The sequence below is a fragment of the Cupriavidus sp. 22TCCZM04-2 genome (assembly GCF_057798895.1).
Window position 1 is genome coordinate 86840 of sequence record NZ_JBYOJS010000002.1, and the last position, 18356, is coordinate 105195.

Consider the following 18356-nt stretch of genomic DNA (forward strand, 5'->3'; position numbering starts at 1 on the left):
AAAGCCTGCAACCGTACAAGGTAAGTTTTACAACGCCATGCGCCGCGGTGCCGCGATGCGAGGGGTTCAGGCCATGAACGCGAGCGCTGCCCGACAAGGCCGCCTGATCCTGAATGTGGAAGACGGCGAAGGCCCGCGCTATGTGAAAAGCAGCATCCTGCAGCGCGCCGGCTTCTCGGTGATCGAGGCGTCGACCGGCCAGGCGGCCCTCTCGCTGGCGCGCCAGCATGCGCCCGCGCTGGTGTTGCTGGCGCTCCAGCTGCCCGATATCAGCGGACTCGACGTCTGCCGCCTGCTGAAGGCCGATCCCAACCTGGCTCATATGCCGATCCTGCTGACCTCCCCCGCGCTCGCCTCTTCGTCGCAACGCGTGCAGGCGCTCGAATGTGGCGCGGACAGCTTTATCGCCGAGCCGGCCGAGCCCGAGGAGCTGGTGGCCAGCATCGACTCGCTGCTGCGCCTGCGCCGGGCCGAAGATGCCTTCCATCGCACCAGGCAGGCGCTGCACGACAACGAGGACATGTTCCGCCAGGTCGCCGAATCACTGGTCGACGTGGTCTGGCTGCTCGACGCGCGCGACCGGCGCCTGCTGTTCATCAGCCCGCGTTTTGCGGACCTGTGTGGCCAGCCGACCGAGAAGATACTCGAAGATCCGCAGTGTTGCCTGACGCGCGTGGCGCCGGCCGATCGGGCCCGCGTGGCGCAGGCGTTCGCCAGCATGCTGGAGGACGGCCAGCTCGATATCGAATTCCAGCTCGTGCGCACCGACGGCAGCATCCGCGAGATCCGCGCCCGCGCCTTGCCGATGCGCGGCAGCGACGCCACCGTCCTGCGCGTGGCCGGCACCTGCCAGGACGTGACCACGCAGAACCGTGCGCGCCGGGCGCTGCGCGGCGAAGAGCGTCGCAAGGAACAGTTCCTGGCCATGCTCGCCCACGAGCTGCGCAACCCGCTCGCGCCGATGCGCAGCGCCGTGGACTTGCTGCAGCAGCCCACGCCCACCCCTGCGGACACGTTCCGCGCACGCGACGTGATCGGGCGCCAGCTCAGGCACCTGTCGCAACTGGTGGACGATCTGCTCGACATCTCCCGCTTCAACCGCGGAACGATCACATTGCGACAGGACCTCGTGGAACTGCGCGGAGCGCTCAACACCGCGGTCGAAGCCGTGAGGCCGCTCTTGGAAGCGCAGCAGCACACGCTGCGGCTGGCCCTGCCGGAACAGCCGCTGCCGGTGCGCGGCGACATGGTCCGGCTCACCCAGATCTTCAGCAACCTACTGCATAACGCGGCCGCCTATACGCCGGCCGGCGGCCAGATCCGCATCGACGCCACGACGATGGACGGACGCGTCGCCGTCCGCGTCCACGACAACGGCATGGGCCTGACCCAGACTTTGCAGCGCTTGCTGTTCGACCCGCTGGCGCCGGGGGAACCCGGAACCGTGGCCAGCGATACCGATCCATTCGACGGCGAACCCGATGCCGACGGCGCGCAGCTTGCCGTGCCCGAAGGTCCGGGTATCGGCCTGACGCTGGTACAGCAGCTCGTGCGGCTGCATGGCGGGCGCGTTCGCGCCGAGAGCCCGGGGCCGGGCGAAGGCAGCACCTTTATCGTCGAGCTTCCGATCGAGCCGTGGCAGAACTGGCATCCGGCCGACACCGTGGCACAGCGGCCATCCGGACCGCCGCGCGTGATCATGGTGGTCGATGACAACACCGATGCGCTCGAAGCCATGAGCATGACCCTGCGGGCGCTGGGACACACCGTGGTCACCGCGACCGATGGCGAGAGCGCGGTCGCGCAGGCGCCCGAAGTCAAGCCCGAGGTGGTGCTGCTTGACCTGGGCATGCCGACCATGGACGGCTTTGAAACCGCTCGCCGGCTGCGTGCGCTGCCCGAGATGCGCGGCGCCACGCTGGTGGCGCTGACCGGCTACGGCCGGCCGGAGGACCGCCACCGCGCGCTGGAAGCGGGCTTCGACCGCCATCTGGTCAAGCCGGCCAGCCTGGAGTCCCTGACCCGGCTGTTCGAAGAGCCTGGCGACTGACGCGGGCTCAACGGGTGCGACGCGACCCGGCGCGACCCGACGCGCTTCACCCATTTACCGGAGTTCCGAACCATGCATACCACCCCCGACCCCGACACCCCCTCGCACAAGCCGGAAGTCCCGCCACCGGAACCGCCGCCGGGCGCGCCCGAGCCGGTCGTCGATCCGCCGCCGGGCGACCAGCCGCCTCCGCCGCCGCAGCGGGCCAGCCCATGACGCAAGGAGACGCATCGTGTCACGCATCATCTGGAAGGGCGCCATCACCTTCGGCCTGGTCAATATCCCGGTCGTGCTGCGGCCCGCATCGCGCAGCCAGTCGCTCGACCTGGACCTGCTGGACGTGCGCGACATGGCACCGGTGGGCTACCAGCGCATCAACAAGAGCACGGGCAAGCCGGTCGACAAGGAACACATCGTCAAGGGCTATCAGTACGAGAAGGACGAATACGTATTGCTGAGCGACGAGGACTTCCGGCAAGCCAATGTCGAAGCCACGCAGACCGTGGATATCGTCAGCTTTGTGCAGGCCGACGAGATTCCGCCTTACTACTTCGACACGCCTTATTACCTGGAGCCCGACAAGCGCGGAGAACGCGGCTATGCGCTGCTGCTGGAAACCATGCGGCGCACCGGGCGCGCCGCGCTCGCGCTGGTGGTGCTGCGCAACCGGCAGCACCTGGCCGCCATGCTGGTCCAGGAGGGCGCGCTGGTGCTCAACACCATGCGCTTCGCCGACGAGGTGCTGCCGATCTCGGATCTCAAGCTCCCCAAAACCTCCGGCGCAAAGGGAAGCGGTGCCCACGCGCGCGAGATCGAGATGGCCGTCAAGCTGGTCGAGGACATGAGCGAGGCGTGGTCGCCGCAGCAATATCGCGACACCTATCGCGACGATCTCATGGCCCGCATCGACGAGAAAATCGAATCAGGCAAGACCCATCAGCTCACGCCCGCCGCCGAAGAAGAGGAAGCCCCACGCCAGGGTGCCAAGGTCATCGACATGGTGGCGCTGCTCAAGAAAAGCCTGGATCACCACGGCAAGCGCGGCGCTGACAAGAGCGAGTTGGAAGAAGACGAGGCGCCGCGCAAGACCAAGGGCAAAAGCAGCCGTGCGCCCGCAAAGAAACATGCAGCGCCCGCCAAGCGGGCAGCCGGCAGCCGGGCATCGGCCAAGCGGTCCGCTCATGCCGCTGCGGGCAAAACGTCATCCGCCCGGAGCACGGCGCGACGCAAGCAAGCGTAGCCGCCCTGCTGCCCGTGCGGCGGCAAGACCCGATAGCGCCTGGCGTCAGCTGGCGTGGAAGAACCCGGGCCCTGCGTCATGCGTCAGGGCCCGGCAGTCATGCACCGGGGCACGAGCCATTCAGCGCGACGACACCTTCAGGGTGTCGTTGACGGACATCACGCCATCCACCCCGCGGATGGTCTGCAACGCCATGTCGTGCTGTTCCTGGCTCGGTACCGTGCCGCTCACGTTGACCGTGCCATCCTTGGTCTTCACGTGAATGCCGGTCGACTTCAGGTCCTTGGTCGACAGCAGCTTGGTCTTGATCTTGGTGGTGATGGTGCTGTCGGAGACGGCCTGCTTGGCCGTGGCGGCGCCCGCGTCATGGCTCGGCGGGGGTGCCGTATCGCGGTTGATCTCGGCGCGGCCCGGCATGCCAGGCGCGGAATTGGCGGGCGCAGTCGTCGTGCCCGTGTCGACGGCCGTGCGCATGAAGCCGCCGGCATCCAGCGCGAAAACGCTGCCTGCGGCGGCGGCCAGTGCTGCCGCCAGACAAGCCTTGCGCAGGATCGAAGCAGTAGGTCGGCTGGGTCGCATGGTTTCCTCCTTGGCGGGTTATGGGGCCCGAATCCTTGCCGTGCGCGCACGGCAGCGTTCGGTCTTCGATCTGGTTCCCCGCAATCCCCGTACCCGGCGGGGCCGGAGGGCCGGCCGGGGCATTGTGCGGTGTTCGCGGCGCAACCGGCCCGCGGCTGTGTAAATCGCGACAACGCTTTGTAAATCCGAAGCGAAACCGTCACCGTCGACCACCGGAATCCCGCCATGGGGCGTGCGGGGCGGCCCTGGCACATGGCTTGCGACAAGGACCACGCGGCAGTTCGCCGCGTCCATGGAGAGAGTGATGGGACAGCAACAGCAGCCGGGGCAATCCCAACAGGGCCAACAAGGCCAGGGCCAGCGACAGCAAGAACAGTCGCAAGGCGGCCAGCACAGTGGCCAGCAGGGTTCCAACCAGAGCGGCCAGCGCTCGGGCGGCGGACAGTCTGGCGGCGGACAAATGGGAAACCAGGACCGGGGTATGGGCCAGCAGCAACAGGAAAGCGGCAAGGGCTCGCAGCAAGGTCATCAGCAGGGACAAGGCGGATCGGGTAGTGGATCGTCGGGTGGTCGCCAGCAATGACGGCTGACCGGCGCCATTGATGCGCCGAAACAGCGGGGCCGGAATTCTTCGGAATTCCGGCCCCTTTTTGTTGCCATGCCTAAGGCCGTGGCGCCGCCAGGGCCGGCATCTGCGCACCTTCCCGTGTATCCTGACCGGGACTCGCCACGTATTCATCCACCTTTGCCAGCTTCCACCGATCCGGCGGCCGCTCGCCGCCAGGGCCAGTTTCTCGACCGCATTGCCAGCCGCGTACGCACCACGGCCGGCGCGCAGGTGCGCGCGCTCACGCGCAGCAACTCGGGCCTGACACTGGACTACGACAATCCACCCGGCGACCCGGGGCTGTTTGGCCCGGACGCGGTCTGCTGGCGCGTGCATGCCGATTTCCCGGCCATGCTGGCCGGCGGCGTCAGTGCCTTGCTGTTGCAGACGCTGCACCCGCTCGCACTGGCCGGCGTCTGGGACCATTCGACGTTTCGCGCCGATATGCAGGGCCGGCTGGGGCGTACCGCGCAGTTCATCGCGGGCACCACCTACGGTAGCCGCGCGGACGCCATGTCGCTGATCGACCGCGTGCGGCGCATCCACGCGCACATCCGCGGCAGCGCGCCGGACGGACGGCCCTATGCCGCTGACGACCCGGCCCTGCTGACATGGGTGCACGTGGCGGAAGTGTCCAGCTTCCTGGCCGCGTACCTGCGCTACGTGGGGCCGCTCGGTGAAGCCGAACAGGACCGCTACTACGACGAAGTCGCACAGGTCGCCGAGTTGCTGGGCGCCACGGGCGTCCCGCGCTCGCGCGCGGCGGTGGCCGCCTATCTGGAAGCCATGCGCCCGCAACTCGAAGCCGGCGCGCGCACGCGCGAAGTGGCACGGCTGGTGATGAAGCTGCCCGTGGCCAACCCGATTCTGGTCCCGGCGGTGCGCGTGATGGCCCATGCGGGCATTGCGCTGTTGCCGGACTGGGCCCGCCAGATGCTGGAACTCGATGGCCCGTCGATCCGCCGTCCCGTGTCGCTGGCCGGAATGCGCGTGCTGGCGCCGACGCTGCGCTGGGCGCTCGGGGCCGGACTGGCAGCCCGAGCGCGGCGGCGCGTGGCGCGCGCCGCCTGATCCGGCCTCAGGCTATTCGGCCGCGGCCGGGGCCGCGGCAGGACTGCCGCGCAGCGTGGCTTCGCGCAGGCGCGCGACCAGGAACGGCGACAGCAGCGACACCGCCGCACTCATCAGGAACAGCAGGCGGAACGCGCGCTCGGCGGCTGCGCGCACGGCCGCCGCGTCGGCCGCCGGCGTATCGGGCGCCAGCGCCCGGTGGAACATGCTCATCAGCACGTCTTCGCCGCCCGACAGGTCGCTCACCGCCATGCCGCCGTGGCGCAGCAGCGCGATCAGCACCGTGGTCAGCACCGCCACGCCGACGGCGCCACCGAGCATGCGCGAAAACGACGTCAGTGCCGTGGCAATCCCCACCTGCTGCGGCGGCACGGCGTTCTGCGTGGCAACCAGGCCGCTCGGCAACTGCAGGCCGATCGCGAACCCCAGGACCACCATCACCGGCACGCACAGCCACACCGAGGCCGGATCGACAAAGGCCAGGGCCACGATGGCCAGCGGCGCCACCGAGGCGCCCGCCATCTGCAGCGGCTTGTAGCGGCCGGTCCACGACATGACCCGCCCTGCCGCGTAGGCGCCGAACGGGATCGCCAGCGTCAGCGGTACCAGCCGCAGGGCCGCGGCGTCGGCCTGCGCGCCGCCCACGACCTGAAAGCGCAACGGCAGCAGCACCGACATGGCGATCAGCTGGAAGAAGCAGAAGAACAGCGTGGCGCAGCAGATGGCCACGGTCGGCACGCGCAGCATGGCAAGCGGGATCACCGGATCGGCCGCGCGGCGCTCCTGCCAGATGAACAGTGCCAGCGCGACCACGCCCGCGACCAGCAGCGCCAGCGAGTCGGCACGCAGCGGCGAATGGCCCTGCCCGAGCCGCGTCAGGAACACCAGCACGCCACTGAGCCCGCCGCCGAACAGCAGCGCGCCGAGGTAATCGATGCGGTGTCGCCGGCCGCTGACCGGCAGGAAGCGCAACGCGCGCCGCACCACGACCAGAGCCAGCAAGGCCAGCGGCAGGTTGATCCAGAAGATCCAGCGCCAGGACAGGTAGTGTGCGAGGTAGCCGCCGATCACCGGCCCGGCCATGCTGGCCACCGCCCACACGCCGCTCACATAGCCCTGGTAGCGGCCGCGATCGCGCAGCGGCACCACGTCGGCAATGGCGGCCTGCGATACCGAGATCAGCCCGCCCCCGCCCAGGCCTTGAAGGATTCGCGCCACGATCAGCTGCGGCATGGTCTGCGCCAGCGCGCAGACGACCGAGGCCAGCAGGAACAGCACGATCGAGAAGGACAGGACCGAGCGCCGGCCCAGCACGTCGGACAGCTTGCCGTAGATCGGCGTGGCCACTGTCGAGGCCACCAGATAGGCCGAAATGACCCACGCCATGTCTTCGAAGCCGCGCAGCTGCAGGGCGATCTCGGGCAGCACCACGGCGACGATCGACTGTTCGAGCGCGCCAAGCAGGATGGCGAGCATCAGGCCGAACAGGATCTGCATGACCGGCGGCTGCGGCGCGGCGGCCGAAGACGACGAAGGGGAGGAAGAGGATGCATCTGCCGCGTGGGGCGGCTGGGAGGGAACGGCGGTCATCGGCACCAGCGGCGGCAGGCATGGCGGCCGCGCGGGGCGCCGCATGCGCCAGGTGGACCCGCCTGCTCTTGCTTCGAGGATCAGGAAGAGCGGCTATTGTAGGCGCTTTGAGACATCCGCGCCGACGCCGGCCCGCAAGGGACGGGCGCCGGCGCGGCGTGTGGTGCGGTGCTGCGGATCAGAAGGTTTCCCAGTCGCCGCTCTCCGCCATCGCCGGCTGGCTGGCCGCCGTGATCCGGCGCGCGCCGGACTTGAGCACCGGTTCCTGGCGTTGCCGCCTGACGGGCGGACGCCCGGTCGCCGGCGGCGAAGCCGGGCGCCTGGCCAGCACCGGCTGGGGCTGCGCCTTGCGCTGCACCGGCGGACGCGTCGCGGCCGGCACGGCCGGAGCGCGGGGGCGTGCCGATTCGACGCGCACGACCGGCGCCGGCTGCGGCGGCACCGGTGCGGGCTCCATCGGGCGAGCCGGAACCGCCACGGCCGGCCTGCGTACTGCCACCGAGCCTTGGGCCACCTCGAAGCGGCCCACCTCTGTCACCAGCCCGCCGGCCTGCTGCATCAGGCTCTCCGCGGCGGCGGCGGCTTGCTCGACCAGCGCGGCGTTCTGCTGCGTCATGCTTTCCATTTGCGTCACGGCCAGGCTGACTTGCTCGATGCCCGACGTCTGCTCCGAGCTGGCCGCGGAAATCTCGCCCATGATGTCGGTCACGCGCCGCACGGCGCCGACGATGTCGTCCATCGTCCTGCCGGCCTGTTCGGCCTGGCGCGCGCCATCCTGCACCTGCCGCACCGAGCCGCCGATCAGCCCGGCGATCTCCTTGGCCGCAGCCGACGAGCGCTGCGCAAGGTTGCGGACCTCGGTGGCCACGACCGCGAACCCCCGGCCCTGCTCACCCGCGCGCGCGGCCTCCACTGCGGCATTGAGCGCCAGGATATTGGTCTGGAAGGCGATGCTTTCGATGACGCCGGTAATCTCAGCCACCTGCGTGGACGATTTGGAGATGCTGTCCATGGTCTGCACCACGTCGCGCACGACGCGGCCGCCTTCGCTAGCCACCTCGGAGGCGCTGACCGCAAGCTGGTTGGCTTGCCGGGCGTTATCGGCGTTCTGGCGCACGGTGGAGGTGAGCTGTTCCATCGACGCGGCGGTCTGTTCCAGCGAAGCGGCCTGCTGCTCCGTACGCTGGGACAGGTCGGTGTTGCCGCGCGCGATCTCGCGCGTGGCCCCGTCAATCGAGCCGGAGGCCTGCTGGATGCCATGCACCAGTGCCGCCAAGTGCCGGAACGCACGCTCCAGCGCCGTCAGCATGCGGCCCATTTCGTCGCTGCTGCGCACGGTGAACGCATGGCGCAGGTTGCCCGTGGCCAGGGCCTCGGCGGCTTCCAGCGCGTCTCGCGCGGGGCCGGTGATCGAGCGTGTGATCGCCGTCCCCATCACCACCGCCAGCAGCACCGCCAGTGCGGTCAGGCCGAGCAGCACATTGCGGGTCCAGGCAAAGCCTTCGTCGGCCTGCTTGACGGCGGCCAGGGCGAGGTTGCGCCCGCCGGCCATGATCTCATCGAGCTTCTCGAAATACGGCGCTTGCGCGGCAGGAAGGGTCGCTACCAGCGCCGAGCGCGCGCCGGCGAATTCGCCCGAGCCCAGCTGGCGCAGGACCATGTTGAGCTGGCCGTTATATGCGTCGCGCGCGGTATTGAGATCGGAGAAGGTTTTCTGCAGGTCGGGTCGGCCGGAAGCCGCGATCAGCTTGCCCAGCGCGTCAAGCGTGCCGCCCATGTCCTTGCGCATGCCTTCGATACGCTGCGTATTGCGCTGGACCAGCGCAGCATCTTCGGTGAGAGCGGCATCACGCACCATCACGCCGATTTCCAGCGCGTTCTCCTTGACGTGGCCAAGGTCGATGACCTTCAGCAGGCGTCCCTCCACGGTCATGTGCATGGAGGCATTCATGCCCGCCAGCGATGTCACGCCATAGACAGCGACGCCGATCAGGAGCACCACCACCAGCGTAAAGGCCAGGGACAGGCGGGTCCCTATGCCGAGATTTCGCAACCAGGCCATCTCACTCCCTCCGGACATTCCTAGATCAATGTTCTTGTCGAGCGCGCACGGGATCGTTGCCGCTGGCAACCGGCGCACGGCTGCCTATCGGCGATGACCGAACACTTCTTGAAGGGAATTTGGAATTGGCAGGAAAAGTCCCCGCATTTCTTCCGATGGCGAGGCCGGCGTGTGCCTTTTAATCCTGCCAGGCATCCCGATGGCCACATGGCTGCGGTGCGCCGAGAGGCGCAGCCAGTTCGACGCGGGCCAAAAAAAGAAGCCCACGCGCGGGGTGCTCGTAGGCTTTCCAGGACTGCTCAGAGCCAGTTAGCTCTGGCATGAATATAAACGTGCTTACATGAGGTGTAAATCCTGCTTCTATCAGTGAAGCCGGGGCTGGATGAGCCTGATGCTGCGCTTTACCCGCGCCGCATTGCGTGCATCCGCCAGACCACAGGATTGACATGTCAGCATTCACTTATTCCTGCCTTCCGAGCCCATCAGCATTTCTGGAATGCCAGGGCGGCCTGTCGACCTGTGGTCGACAGGCCCCTACCCAAAGATCGGCGCACCGACAACTTACTGTTTAGAGTAAAACCTCTAACTTCTCGACAACGCCCGTTTCGTCGGTCTTTGTAAAAATTTGTTACCCTCATCCCTGAAGTATTCCCCTTCTCACCTGGCTGCACCGGCGCAGGCAAGCGCGCGGAAGACAACGATCTCTTGCCGGATCCTGTCTACGCGGCCCGTCCCCGCACCGGTATCGAGATCGAATGTTTCGCCCATCTCGCTGACCGGACCATACTTCTCGAGGGTACCGGTCGGCGGACCGCCATCAGCCGCCAGAACCCATGCGGGCTCTTCCGGAGTCGTCGTGAAGAAGGAAACCAGGCCCCCGCGAAACGGCCAGAAACTGCAGGACCAGCAACTGTCGCTCCATGCCGTCAGCCGGGCGCCGCTTGTCGTGCACCTGTGCAACGGGACCCGGCTGCAAGGCATCGCAATCGCCGTGGACGAATATGTGCTGGTGCTGGGCAAGGACCTGGACGACCGCAAGCCGATCGCGGTGTACAAGCATGCGATTGCCATGGTCGCGCCTGCCAGCGCTGGCGGCGAAGCCCTGCCTGCGCCGCAACCGGATCCGTCACCGGATTTCGTGCCTATCTATATGCCGCGCAAGCGGCGGCGGCGTTGAGGCCACAGCGGTACGAAAGCTCTCTTTCCCGTATCTCACGCAGAGGTGGCCGCCGGCAACGCCTTGCCGATAGCGGCTCATGGCACCGCCCCTTCCCCGCGCAGAGTGGCTGCAAAGATCACTCTAAACCTTTCCAAAGCCCGGTCGATAACCTTTGCAACGGAGGCACTACAGCACTGCAACGCAGTCGGCCAACGTTACGGCACCCGCCGGACTGTGTAAATCACTGCAAATAGGAGTCGCAACCATGGCGTCCATCATCAATACGAACTCGTTGTCTCTGATGACTCAGAACAACCTGAACGCTTCGCAATCGTCGCTGAACACCGCGATCCAGCGCCTGTCGTCGGGCCTGCGCATCAACAGCGCCAAGGACGATGCCGCTGGCCTGGCCATTGCCAACCGTTTCACCTCGAACATCAACGGCCTGACGCAAGCCCAGCGCAACGCCAACGACGGTATCTCGCTGGCTCAGACGACTGAAGGCGCCCTGACCGAAGTGACCAACAACCTGCAACGTATCCGTACGCTGTCGGTGCAGGCCGCCAACGGCTCGAACTCGGCTTCCGACCTGAAGTCGATCCAGGACGAAATCGGCCAGCGTATGTCGGAAATCGACCGCCTGTCGGCACAGACCGACTTCAACGGCGTGAAGGTGCTGTCGTCGACCGCCAAGGCCGTGAACATCCAGGTCGGCGCCAACGATGGCCAGACCATCTCGGTGAATCTGCAGGAAATCAGCACCAAGACCCTCGGCCTGCAGAGCTTCAACGTGAATGGCCCGCAAGCCAATGGTGCTGCCACGTTCGACGGCACCACCAACATGGTCGGCGTGGCTGACGCCGCCGCTGCCGACTTCCAGGCCGCCTACGGCGCAACGACCAACGTCTCGGCCAGCACCGTTTCGGAAAAGACCGCCGGCACCCTGGCTACCACGCTGGGTATCGCTTCGGGCAGCGTCGCCATCGGCGCCAACGCAGTGGTCGACAAGAACGGCAATATGTTCGCCCAGGTCGCCATCACCCCGGCAAGCAATGCAGAAGCCCAGGCGCTGAAGAACCAAGGCATGACGAGCGCGACCAACGGCACGACGATGTACACCTACGTTGCCCTGGACCCGGCTTCCGCCGACACCACCACCACCTCGGGCACCGCAGCCTTCAGCCTCGACACCAGCAAGCTGACTGCCGCCAACCTGACGGCAGGCGCTTCGGCCAACCCGTTGGCCACGGTGGACGCCGCCCTGCAGAAGGTGGACAACCTGAAGAGCTCGCTGGGTTCGATCCAGAACCGCCTGGATTCCAGCATCGCCAACCTGGGCACGACGATCACCAACCTGTCGTCGTCGCGTTCGCGCATCCAGGATGCCGACTACGCAACGGAAGTGTCGAACATGACCCGCGCCAACATCCTGCAGCAAGCTGGTACCTCGGTCCTGGCCCAGGCCAACCAGACCACGCAAGGCGTGCTGTCGCTGCTGCGTTAATCGACTGACGCGCAACACCGGTGCCGGGCCTCGTGCCCGGCGCTGTCGTGGAATGTTTCCCCAGGGCTTCGGTCCTGGGAAAGTATTTCAAGCAACCACTGAGTCGAGACGATCATGGCAACTGCCGCTACCACTTCGTCCGCGCAAGCTCCTGCGCTGGCCGCCAAAATGACCGAGTGGCCGGAACGTCGCGTGACCAGTCCCGACACAGCCGCGCCGGGCATGCCCGGCGATGCCAAGCCAGACAGCAAGCCGCCATCGCCTTCGCTCGATGCCGCGCTCGAGCGCCTGACCGACGCACTGCGTACCGCCTCGGTCAGCGTGCAGTTTGAAATCGACAGCACCAGCCACCGCGTCATAACCAAGGTCATGGACAAGCGCAGCGGCGAAGTGATCCGGCAGATTCCCACTGAAGAGTTGGTGCGCATCTCCGACGCGATGATGCAGCTGCAGGGACTGTTCGTGCGCCAGACGGCATGAGCCGCCCGGCAGGTCAGGAATTGAAGTAGCACACTGGAGTAGTAGACATGGCAACAATCTCTAATCTCGGCGTTGGCTCGGGACTCGACCTGGGCTCGCTGCTGGATCAGCTCACTACCGCCGAGCAGGCGCCGCTGACGGTCATCCAGCAGAAGCAGACCAGCTACCAGACCAAGCTGTCGGCCTATGGCCAACTGCAGAGCATGCTCGCCGCATTCCAGGGGACGGCCAACCAGCTGTCCAAGCCTAGCTTCTTCAACACCTCGACCGCCACCTCCAGCAACACCGGCGTGCTCGGCGCCACGGGCAGCACCACCGCCGCCTCCGGCAGCTATGCCATCAACGTTACCGCCCTGGCTCAGGCCCAGTCGCTGGTGGGCGCGGGGCAGGCCAAGCAGGATGCCGCCATCGGCACGGGCACGATCCATATCGACTTCGGCGCCATCACCGGCGGCACGCTCGACACCAATACGGCCAGCGCCACCTACGGCAAGTACAGCGGAGCCAGCTTCACGGCCAACACAGGCTCGACCGGCTTCGACATCAAGATCGACAGCAGCAACAACACCCTGCAAGGGATCCGCGATGCCATCAACAAGGCCAACGCGGGCGTCACCGCCAGCATCATCAACGACGGCTCCGGCATGCCTTATCGCCTGGTCCTGAACTCAAACAACACCGGCGCCACCAACAGCATGCGCATCTCGGTGGCATCGAGCGACGGTACCAGCGCGCTGTCCGACCTGGTCGCCAACGACCCGGCCGGCACGCAGAACCTGCAGCAGACCGTGACCGCCCAGAACGCGGCGCTGACCGTCAATAACATCGCGATCCAGAGTCCCAGCAACCAGGTCACCGACGCCGTGCAGGGCGTGACGCTGTCGCTCGCGCAGACCGGCACCAGCAACGTCACGGTCCAGCGCGACACCGCATCGATCCAGAATGGCGTGCAGGCTTTCGTCACGGCCTACAACAACCTGCAAAAGGCGGCTACCAGCCTGTCAGCCTACGATCCAACCACCAAGACGGGCTCGCCGCTCACGGGCGACGGCGTGCTGCGCACCATCCAGACCCAGATCCGCAGCGTGCTCAACACGCAGCAGCCTGGCAGCGGCTCGAACGCCATCACGGCACTGGCACAGGTTGGCGTGACGTTCCAGATCGACGGCACGATGGCGCTCGACACCACCAAGCTGACCAAAGCCTTGAACGACAATCCGACGGGCGTTGCCGCGCTGTTCGGCAATACCGACGGCACCAGTGGCTACGGCAACCAGCTGAGTACGACCATCACCGCGCTGACCAGCAGCAAGGGGGCCCTGACCGCAGCCACCGACGGCATCAACCGGAGCATGAAGGACCTGCAAGATCAGTACAGCTCGACTCAGGACCGCGTCAATGCCACCATTGCCAACTACCGCGCGCAGTTCACCCAGCTGGACGTGATCATGTCCCAGATGAAGAACACCAGCAGCTACCTGACGCAGCAATTCAATGCCTTGAACAACTCGTCGAGCAGCAAGTAATCCAGCAAGCCATCACGGGAGCCGAACGCCATGTACGCGCGTAACGCCATCAACGCCTATTCCCAGGTCGGCGTCCAGACCGGGGCCATGAACGCCAGCCCTCACCGGCTGATCGTCATGCTGTTTGACGGCGCGCGCGCCGCCATCGCCAGCGCGCGCTTCCACCTGGAAGCCGGCGATATCCCGGCCAAGGGCAATGCCATTTCGAAGGCGATCGACATCATCGTCAATGGCCTGAATGCCGCGCTCGACCACGAGGCGGGCGGCGAGATCGCAGCGGATCTCGAAGCGTTGTATGACTACATGTCGCGCCGCCTGCTGCAGGCCAACCTGCGCAACGACGCCACGCTGCTGACCGAGGTCGACGGCCTGCTCGCCAACCTCGCGTCCGCGTGGGCGCAGATCGGCGAGCAACCGCCCGCCGCCGCGCTGGCACAGGCACCAACGCCCTCGCTGGCCGTGGAGAACTGAGATGCGCCCGCTTGAACATGAAGCCTCAAGCCCGGTCACCCGCGGCTACAAAGAACTGCTGCTGCTTTCCGAGCAGATGCTGGACGCGGCCCGCGCCGGCAACTGGGATGCGATGAGCGAGCTGCAACAGGTCTATGTCGCCGAAGTCGACCAGCTGCGTACGCTCGGCCCCCAACCGGCGCCATCGGCAGAGGAGCGCACCCGCCGCTATCGCCTGCTCGAAGGCATTCTTGCGCACGACGCCGCCATCCGCCAGATCGTCATGCCGCAGCTGTCGCAGCTCGAGGCACTGCTGGGCAATTCCCGCCGCAAGCAGGAACTCGGCCAAGCCTACGGCTTGGCCATCTGATCCTGCGGGCGGCCGCGAAGCCTGCCCGCATGCCACGCCCCTGCGTCAGCATCCTACCGCCCCGGTCCCCGGTCCCTGACAGCCGACCACGCCACCGCAACCGCGGCCCTACGTCCTACTGGCTTGCACCATGACCGGCCTGCTCCTGCCCCCCGACGCCTCACTGACTTCGCGTCCCGATACGCAGACGCCGCGGCCGACCCTGTCGGTCAACAAGCTTGCCGCGCTGCTGCCGACGCCCGACGTCACCCAGACCCATTCACGCAATGCGGGCCAGGCTGGCAATACGGCGATCCAGGCCGGCCAGGCGCAGGATGCCAGCGGTGCGGTTCAAGGCGGCGGCATAACGGCCACCACCTCGACGCGTGAAACCCTGAGCTTTGCCGCACGCACGATCCTCGACCTTCTCGGCAACGCCGCGGCGAGCGCCCCACGCGCAACCGCCATGCTGATGCCCTCGCCGCCATCGTCGACAACGGCCGCCGCGCTGCCCGCCGCGCTCGCCAATCTCGTGGAACATAGCGGCCTGTTCTATGAGTCGCACCTGGCGGCATGGGTCAATGGAACCCGCACCGAGACGGCAATCCGGCAGGAGCCACAAGCCTCGCTGGGCATGCCCGCGCAGGAAGGGGAGCCGGATCAGGCGCCGGCACGACCGATCGCACTGCTTCCCGCCCCCACTGCCAGGCCAGACGCTGCGGCAAGGTCCGCCGCAGGCGATGCCGCCGCCAGCCCGGCCGACACGCTTGCGCAAGCGCTTGCCGGCCGAATGGCACCGCGCGATGCACTGGGCGATCCGGCATCCGGCCGCGTGCCGGGCAGCCGCGTCACGTCACCACTGACGGATGCGGAGCAGGCCGACCATGCCTTGCCGGTATCACGTAGCCTGGTGCCGGGCCCACATACCGGCACCGGCCCTGCGGCCACGCCGCAGCAGGGCGCCTTGCTTTACGAAGCCATGGCCCGCGCGGGCGACGCGCCCCAACTGGCCGCCCGCGCCCCGCAGCACGCGTATGACAGCGTGAACATTCCGCAGGCCGGCGCGACACCTGCCAGCCCCGCCGTGCATCCCGGTGCCGAGGGCCTGGTTCGTCAGCAACTCGAGCTTCTCGCCACTCAACAGTTCCGTTGGACTGGCGAGGCGTGGCCAGGCACCCGCATGGCATGGGAGATCGCCCGCGACCACGTTGAAACGGACGACGACGCCGCCCGCGCAATACAAGGGGTTCAGTCCTGGTCGACCCGGCTGTTGCTGGAATTACCCGAACTGGGGACGGTCGAGGCCCGGCTTTCCCTCTCGCCCGGCGGGCTCGGGGCCAAGCTGGTTGCCGGCACATCCGAGGTGGCCAGCCGCTTTGAAGACACCCGCAACGAACTGCGGCAACGTCTCGCGGCCAATGGCATCGAGTTGTTGCAGTTCACCGCTCGCACCGGTACGCCAAAGAGGTCGCCATGAGTCGAACCGGGCATTCCCGTGGCGCCGCGGTGGCGCTGACCTATGACAAGAAGGACAGCGCACCGCGTGTGGTCGCCAAGGGCTACGGGGTCGTCGCGGATTCCATCATCGCGCGAGCGAACGAATCGGGCATCTATGTGCACGGCTCCCCGGCTCTGGTCAACCTGCTGATGCAGGTTGATATGGATGATCATATTCCACCGCAGCTGTATGTTGCGGTGGCAGAATTGCTGGCTTGGCTCTACCAGCTGGAGCAGGAAAAGGCCGGCGACCCGCATTTCGGCCCGGCGTAATTCACTGGCGACCGCCGGTGCACAGACAGCGCATCCACATGACTACCATCCCTGCCGCGACACGAAAGAAGTCCCTGCTCGAAGCCCTGACCTGGAAAGTCTTCGACTTCGAGGACTATCTGTTCGAGAGGCGTCATGGACTCGATCTGGGCGGCATCATTGCCGCCAACGATCTGATGGATAGCGATTGCCTTCCTGTCGCGCATGCATCGGCCTATCACGCGGTCTGGTGCCGGAATCTGCGCGAGTTGCTTGCCGAGGCCGGGCGCACGGGCGAGACCTTCGACAATTTCATCGATCTCGGCTCTGGAAAGGGCAAGGCCTGCTTCTACGCCCACACCCGCCGGCCGTTCAGGAAGATTGTCGGCGTGGAGCTGTCCGACAAATTGAACGCCATCGCCAATGGCAACCTTGAAAAGTTCCGCTCGGGAAGCGTTACCAATATCTCGTTCACCAACGCCGACGCCACTGAGTTCGAAGTGCCCGATGCAGGTAACCTGATCTTCATGTTCAACCCGTTCGATGATGTGGTCCTGCGCAAGTTCATCTCGCGCAACCTGGAGCACTTCAGGAAAGGCAGGTCCATGATCGCCTATGCGAATGACGTGCACCGGACCACCCTGGAAGAGTTCGGCTTTACCGCCGTGTTCCGGAACGCGCAGCGCAAGCTCTCGCTCCATCGCTGCCAGTAACGTGGGCGGTCCGTCCGTCAAGCCGGCGGACCGCACCCCTCACACCAGCCTGGCTTGAGGGGGCACGGCCGCCGGTACACGTTTGCCCAGCATCTCCCGCACGGCAGCGCCTACGCGCGCGACGTCTGCGCGTTGCAGGTTCAGGCCCGAAGGCAGATTCACCCCATGCGCGCCCACAGCGTAGGAAACGGTGTTTCGCGCACGCGCCGCGCACGCCATCGGGGACGCGCAATACGCATCGAGACTGCTAAGCGGACTGAAGAATGGCCGGGAATCGATTCCCTGCTCGCTTAGTGCCTGGATCACTGCGGCCTTGCCTCCCAGCCATTCGGGCAGGATAGCCGTGACCATCCAATAGGAGCTGTGCACAGCGTGGGCTTCATGGTTCAGAACGATGCCTTCGCAGCGACCAAACTCTTCCCGATACCATCCAAAGATCTCGCGCTTGCGCTCGACGAGTTCGTCGATACGTTCAATCTGAGCCAGCCCGAGTGCGGCCTGTAGACTGCTCATCTTGTACTTGTAGCCCACCTCGGCATTCTGGAACATGGTGTCGCCCGGGCGTCGACCGTGGTCTCGCAGGACCATCACACGGCGGTAGATCGCATCATCATCGGTAATCAGCATGCCGCCTTCGCCCGTGGTCAGCGTCTTGGACCCGTGGAAACTGAACGTGCCGGTGATGCCGAAAGTCCCGGCAGCGCGACCGCCATAGCGCGACCCGGCAGCTTCGGCCGCGTCCTCGATGATGGCGATTCCGTGCCTGCCGGCGATCTCGGCCAGCGCCGCGTAGTCGGGCATGTTGCCGTACAGGTCGACGGCAATCACGGCCCTGGTGCGAGGCGTGATGCAGGCGGCAAGGGACTGCGGCGATAGGCACCAGTTGTCGGGATCGATGTCGGCAAAGACCGGCGTGGCGCCCACGTAGCTGACTGGCGCCGCGCTGGCGATCCAGGTGCAGTCGGGAACGATCACCTCATCGCCCGGACCGATGCCCAGCGCAAGCAACGACAGGTGCAGCGCCGAAGTGCACGACGGTAGCGATACTGCGTGGCGTACGCCATGGTACTCAGCGAACGCCCGCTCGAAGCGGTCGTTATAGACGTTAGCGTTGGCGTACCAGGCATTGGTCACGGCGTCCGTGACATAGGCAATCTCCTTCTCCGTGATCGAAGGACCAGAGACCGGAATGCGCTTCATGATGTAACTTTCCGAGAATGCCCGGCC

At 66.4% G+C, this 18356-nt stretch carries 17 protein-coding genes; 13 read left to right on the forward strand and 4 right to left on the reverse strand.

The window, feature by feature from the left end; translation table 11 throughout:
* Positions 1 to 73 precede the first annotated feature (73 nt).
* Together AC3FKG_RS03740 and ku are read left to right on the forward strand one after the other, a co-directional pair.
* Positions 74 to 2050 carry a response regulator gene (locus AC3FKG_RS03740; RefSeq protein ID WP_483713155.1) on the forward strand — a complete coding sequence of 659 codons (1977 nt, stop codon included), beginning with the start codon at positions 74 to 76 and terminating at the stop codon, positions 2048 to 2050.
* Between the two features lie 232 nt (positions 2051 to 2282).
* A complete protein-coding gene (gene ku / locus AC3FKG_RS03745) occupies positions 2283 to 3290 on the forward strand; it encodes a non-homologous end joining protein Ku (protein WP_488742458.1) in 1008 nt (335 codons plus the stop codon).
* Between the two features lie 120 nt (positions 3291 to 3410).
* Here the strand turns inward: ku and AC3FKG_RS03750 are convergent, their stop codons facing one another.
* Positions 3411 to 3869: a BON domain-containing protein gene (locus tag AC3FKG_RS03750; RefSeq protein WP_483713151.1), complete on the reverse strand. Its 459-nt coding sequence runs from the start codon at positions 3867 to 3869 to the stop codon at positions 3411 to 3413.
* Between the two features lie 304 nt (positions 3870 to 4173).
* Between AC3FKG_RS03750 and AC3FKG_RS03755 the strand changes: the two genes are divergently transcribed.
* Both AC3FKG_RS03755 and AC3FKG_RS03760 read left to right on the forward strand, forming a co-directional pair.
* The gene (locus AC3FKG_RS03755; protein ID WP_483713150.1) at positions 4174 to 4452 is read left to right on the forward strand and encodes a hypothetical protein; all 279 of its coding nucleotides are present in this window, start codon (positions 4174 to 4176) and stop codon (positions 4450 to 4452) included.
* Positions 4453 to 4614: 162 nt separating this feature from the next.
* The gene (locus tag AC3FKG_RS03760) at positions 4615 to 5547 is read left to right on the forward strand and encodes an oxygenase MpaB family protein (protein ID WP_483713149.1); all 933 of its coding nucleotides are present in this window, start codon (positions 4615 to 4617) and stop codon (positions 5545 to 5547) included.
* Positions 5548 to 5559: 12 nt separating this feature from the next.
* Here the strand turns inward: AC3FKG_RS03760 and AC3FKG_RS03765 are convergent, their stop codons facing one another.
* Positions 5560 to 7044, reverse strand: a complete 1485-nt coding sequence (locus AC3FKG_RS03765; RefSeq protein WP_483713148.1) for an MDR family MFS transporter — start codon at positions 7042 to 7044, stop codon at positions 5560 to 5562.
* Positions 7045 to 7315: 271 nt separating this feature from the next.
* Positions 7316 to 9199, reverse strand: a complete 1884-nt coding sequence (locus AC3FKG_RS03770; RefSeq protein WP_483713147.1) for a methyl-accepting chemotaxis protein — start codon at positions 9197 to 9199, stop codon at positions 7316 to 7318.
* Between the two features lie 856 nt (positions 9200 to 10055).
* Between AC3FKG_RS03770 and AC3FKG_RS03775 the strand changes: the two genes are divergently transcribed.
* From AC3FKG_RS03775 to AC3FKG_RS03815, 9 genes are all read left to right on the forward strand, one after another.
* Positions 10056 to 10376, forward strand: coding sequence for an RNA chaperone Hfq (locus AC3FKG_RS03775; RefSeq protein WP_483713146.1), 321 nt, complete (start codon positions 10056 to 10058; stop codon positions 10374 to 10376).
* Between the two features lie 247 nt (positions 10377 to 10623).
* Positions 10624 to 11862, forward strand: coding sequence for a FliC/FljB family flagellin (locus AC3FKG_RS03780; protein ID WP_483713145.1), 1239 nt, complete (start codon positions 10624 to 10626; stop codon positions 11860 to 11862).
* 114 nt (positions 11863 to 11976) lie between these two features.
* Positions 11977 to 12342: a flagellar protein FlaG gene (locus AC3FKG_RS03785; protein ID WP_483713144.1), complete on the forward strand. Its 366-nt coding sequence runs from the start codon at positions 11977 to 11979 to the stop codon at positions 12340 to 12342.
* 47 nt (positions 12343 to 12389) lie between these two features.
* Positions 12390 to 13868: a flagellar filament capping protein FliD gene (gene fliD / locus AC3FKG_RS03790; protein WP_483713143.1), complete on the forward strand. Its 1479-nt coding sequence runs from the start codon at positions 12390 to 12392 to the stop codon at positions 13866 to 13868.
* A gap of 30 nt (positions 13869 to 13898) precedes the next feature.
* Positions 13899 to 14339, forward strand: a complete 441-nt coding sequence (gene fliS / locus AC3FKG_RS03795) for a flagellar export chaperone FliS (RefSeq protein WP_483713141.1) — start codon at positions 13899 to 13901, stop codon at positions 14337 to 14339.
* A 1-nt stretch (position 14340) separates the two neighbouring features.
* Positions 14341 to 14688, forward strand: a complete 348-nt coding sequence (locus AC3FKG_RS03800) for a flagellar protein FliT (protein ID WP_483713139.1) — start codon at positions 14341 to 14343, stop codon at positions 14686 to 14688.
* A 130-nt stretch (positions 14689 to 14818) separates the two neighbouring features.
* A complete protein-coding gene (gene fliK, locus AC3FKG_RS03805) occupies positions 14819 to 16144 on the forward strand; it encodes a flagellar hook-length control protein FliK (protein ID WP_483713138.1) in 1326 nt (441 codons plus the stop codon).
* Positions 16141 to 16437 (forward strand): EscU/YscU/HrcU family type III secretion system export apparatus switch protein, encoded by a 297-nt coding sequence (locus AC3FKG_RS03810; RefSeq protein ID WP_483713137.1) that lies wholly within the window; start codon positions 16141 to 16143, stop codon positions 16435 to 16437. The genes fliK and AC3FKG_RS03810 overlap by 4 nt, the downstream gene beginning before the upstream one ends.
* A 38-nt stretch (positions 16438 to 16475) precedes the next feature.
* Positions 16476 to 17129, forward strand: coding sequence for a methyltransferase domain-containing protein (locus AC3FKG_RS03815; RefSeq protein ID WP_483713136.1), 654 nt, complete (start codon positions 16476 to 16478; stop codon positions 17127 to 17129).
* A 39-nt stretch (positions 17130 to 17168) separates the two neighbouring features.
* Here AC3FKG_RS03815 and AC3FKG_RS03820 read toward each other — a convergent pair whose 3' ends face one another.
* On the reverse strand, positions 17169 to 18329 hold the full coding sequence (locus AC3FKG_RS03820) for a DegT/DnrJ/EryC1/StrS family aminotransferase (RefSeq protein WP_483713134.1): 1161 nt from the start codon (positions 18327 to 18329) through the stop codon (positions 17169 to 17171).
* Positions 18330 to 18356 lie beyond the last annotated feature (27 nt).

Bases quoted from the DNA above. Each gene is read 5' to 3' on its own strand.
- AC3FKG_RS03800 (WP_483713139.1), top strand. From the start codon at position 14,341: ATGCGCCCGCTTGAACATGAAGCCTCAAGCCCGGTCACCCGCGGCTAC.
- fliS (WP_483713141.1), top strand. From the start codon at position 13,899: ATGTACGCGCGTAACGCCATCAACGCCTATTCCCAGGTCGGCGTCCAG.
- AC3FKG_RS03785 (WP_483713144.1), top strand. From the start codon at position 11,977: ATGGCAACTGCCGCTACCACTTCGTCCGCGCAAGCTCCTGCGCTGGCC.
- AC3FKG_RS03810 (WP_483713137.1), top strand. From the start codon at position 16,141: ATGAGTCGAACCGGGCATTCCCGTGGCGCCGCGGTGGCGCTGACCTAT.
- fliK (WP_483713138.1), top strand. From the start codon at position 14,819: ATGACCGGCCTGCTCCTGCCCCCCGACGCCTCACTGACTTCGCGTCCC.
- AC3FKG_RS03765 (WP_483713148.1), bottom strand. From the start codon at position 7,044: ATGCAGATCCTGTTCGGCCTGATGCTCGCCATCCTGCTTGGCGCGCTC.
- AC3FKG_RS03750 (WP_483713151.1), bottom strand. From the start codon at position 3,869: ATGCGACCCAGCCGACCTACTGCTTCGATCCTGCGCAAGGCTTGTCTG.
- fliD (WP_483713143.1), top strand. From the start codon at position 12,390: ATGGCAACAATCTCTAATCTCGGCGTTGGCTCGGGACTCGACCTGGGC.
- AC3FKG_RS03755 (WP_483713150.1), top strand. From the start codon at position 4,174: ATGGGACAGCAACAGCAGCCGGGGCAATCCCAACAGGGCCAACAAGGC.
- AC3FKG_RS03780 (WP_483713145.1), top strand. From the start codon at position 10,624: ATGGCGTCCATCATCAATACGAACTCGTTGTCTCTGATGACTCAGAAC.
- AC3FKG_RS03820 (WP_483713134.1), bottom strand. From the start codon at position 18,329: ATGAAGCGCATTCCGGTCTCTGGTCCTTCGATCACGGAGAAGGAGATT.
- AC3FKG_RS03770 (WP_483713147.1), bottom strand. From the start codon at position 9,199: ATGGCCTGGTTGCGAAATCTCGGCATAGGGACCCGCCTGTCCCTGGCC.
- AC3FKG_RS03740 (WP_483713155.1), top strand. From the start codon at position 74: ATGAACGCGAGCGCTGCCCGACAAGGCCGCCTGATCCTGAATGTGGAA.
- AC3FKG_RS03815 (WP_483713136.1), top strand. From the start codon at position 16,476: ATGACTACCATCCCTGCCGCGACACGAAAGAAGTCCCTGCTCGAAGCC.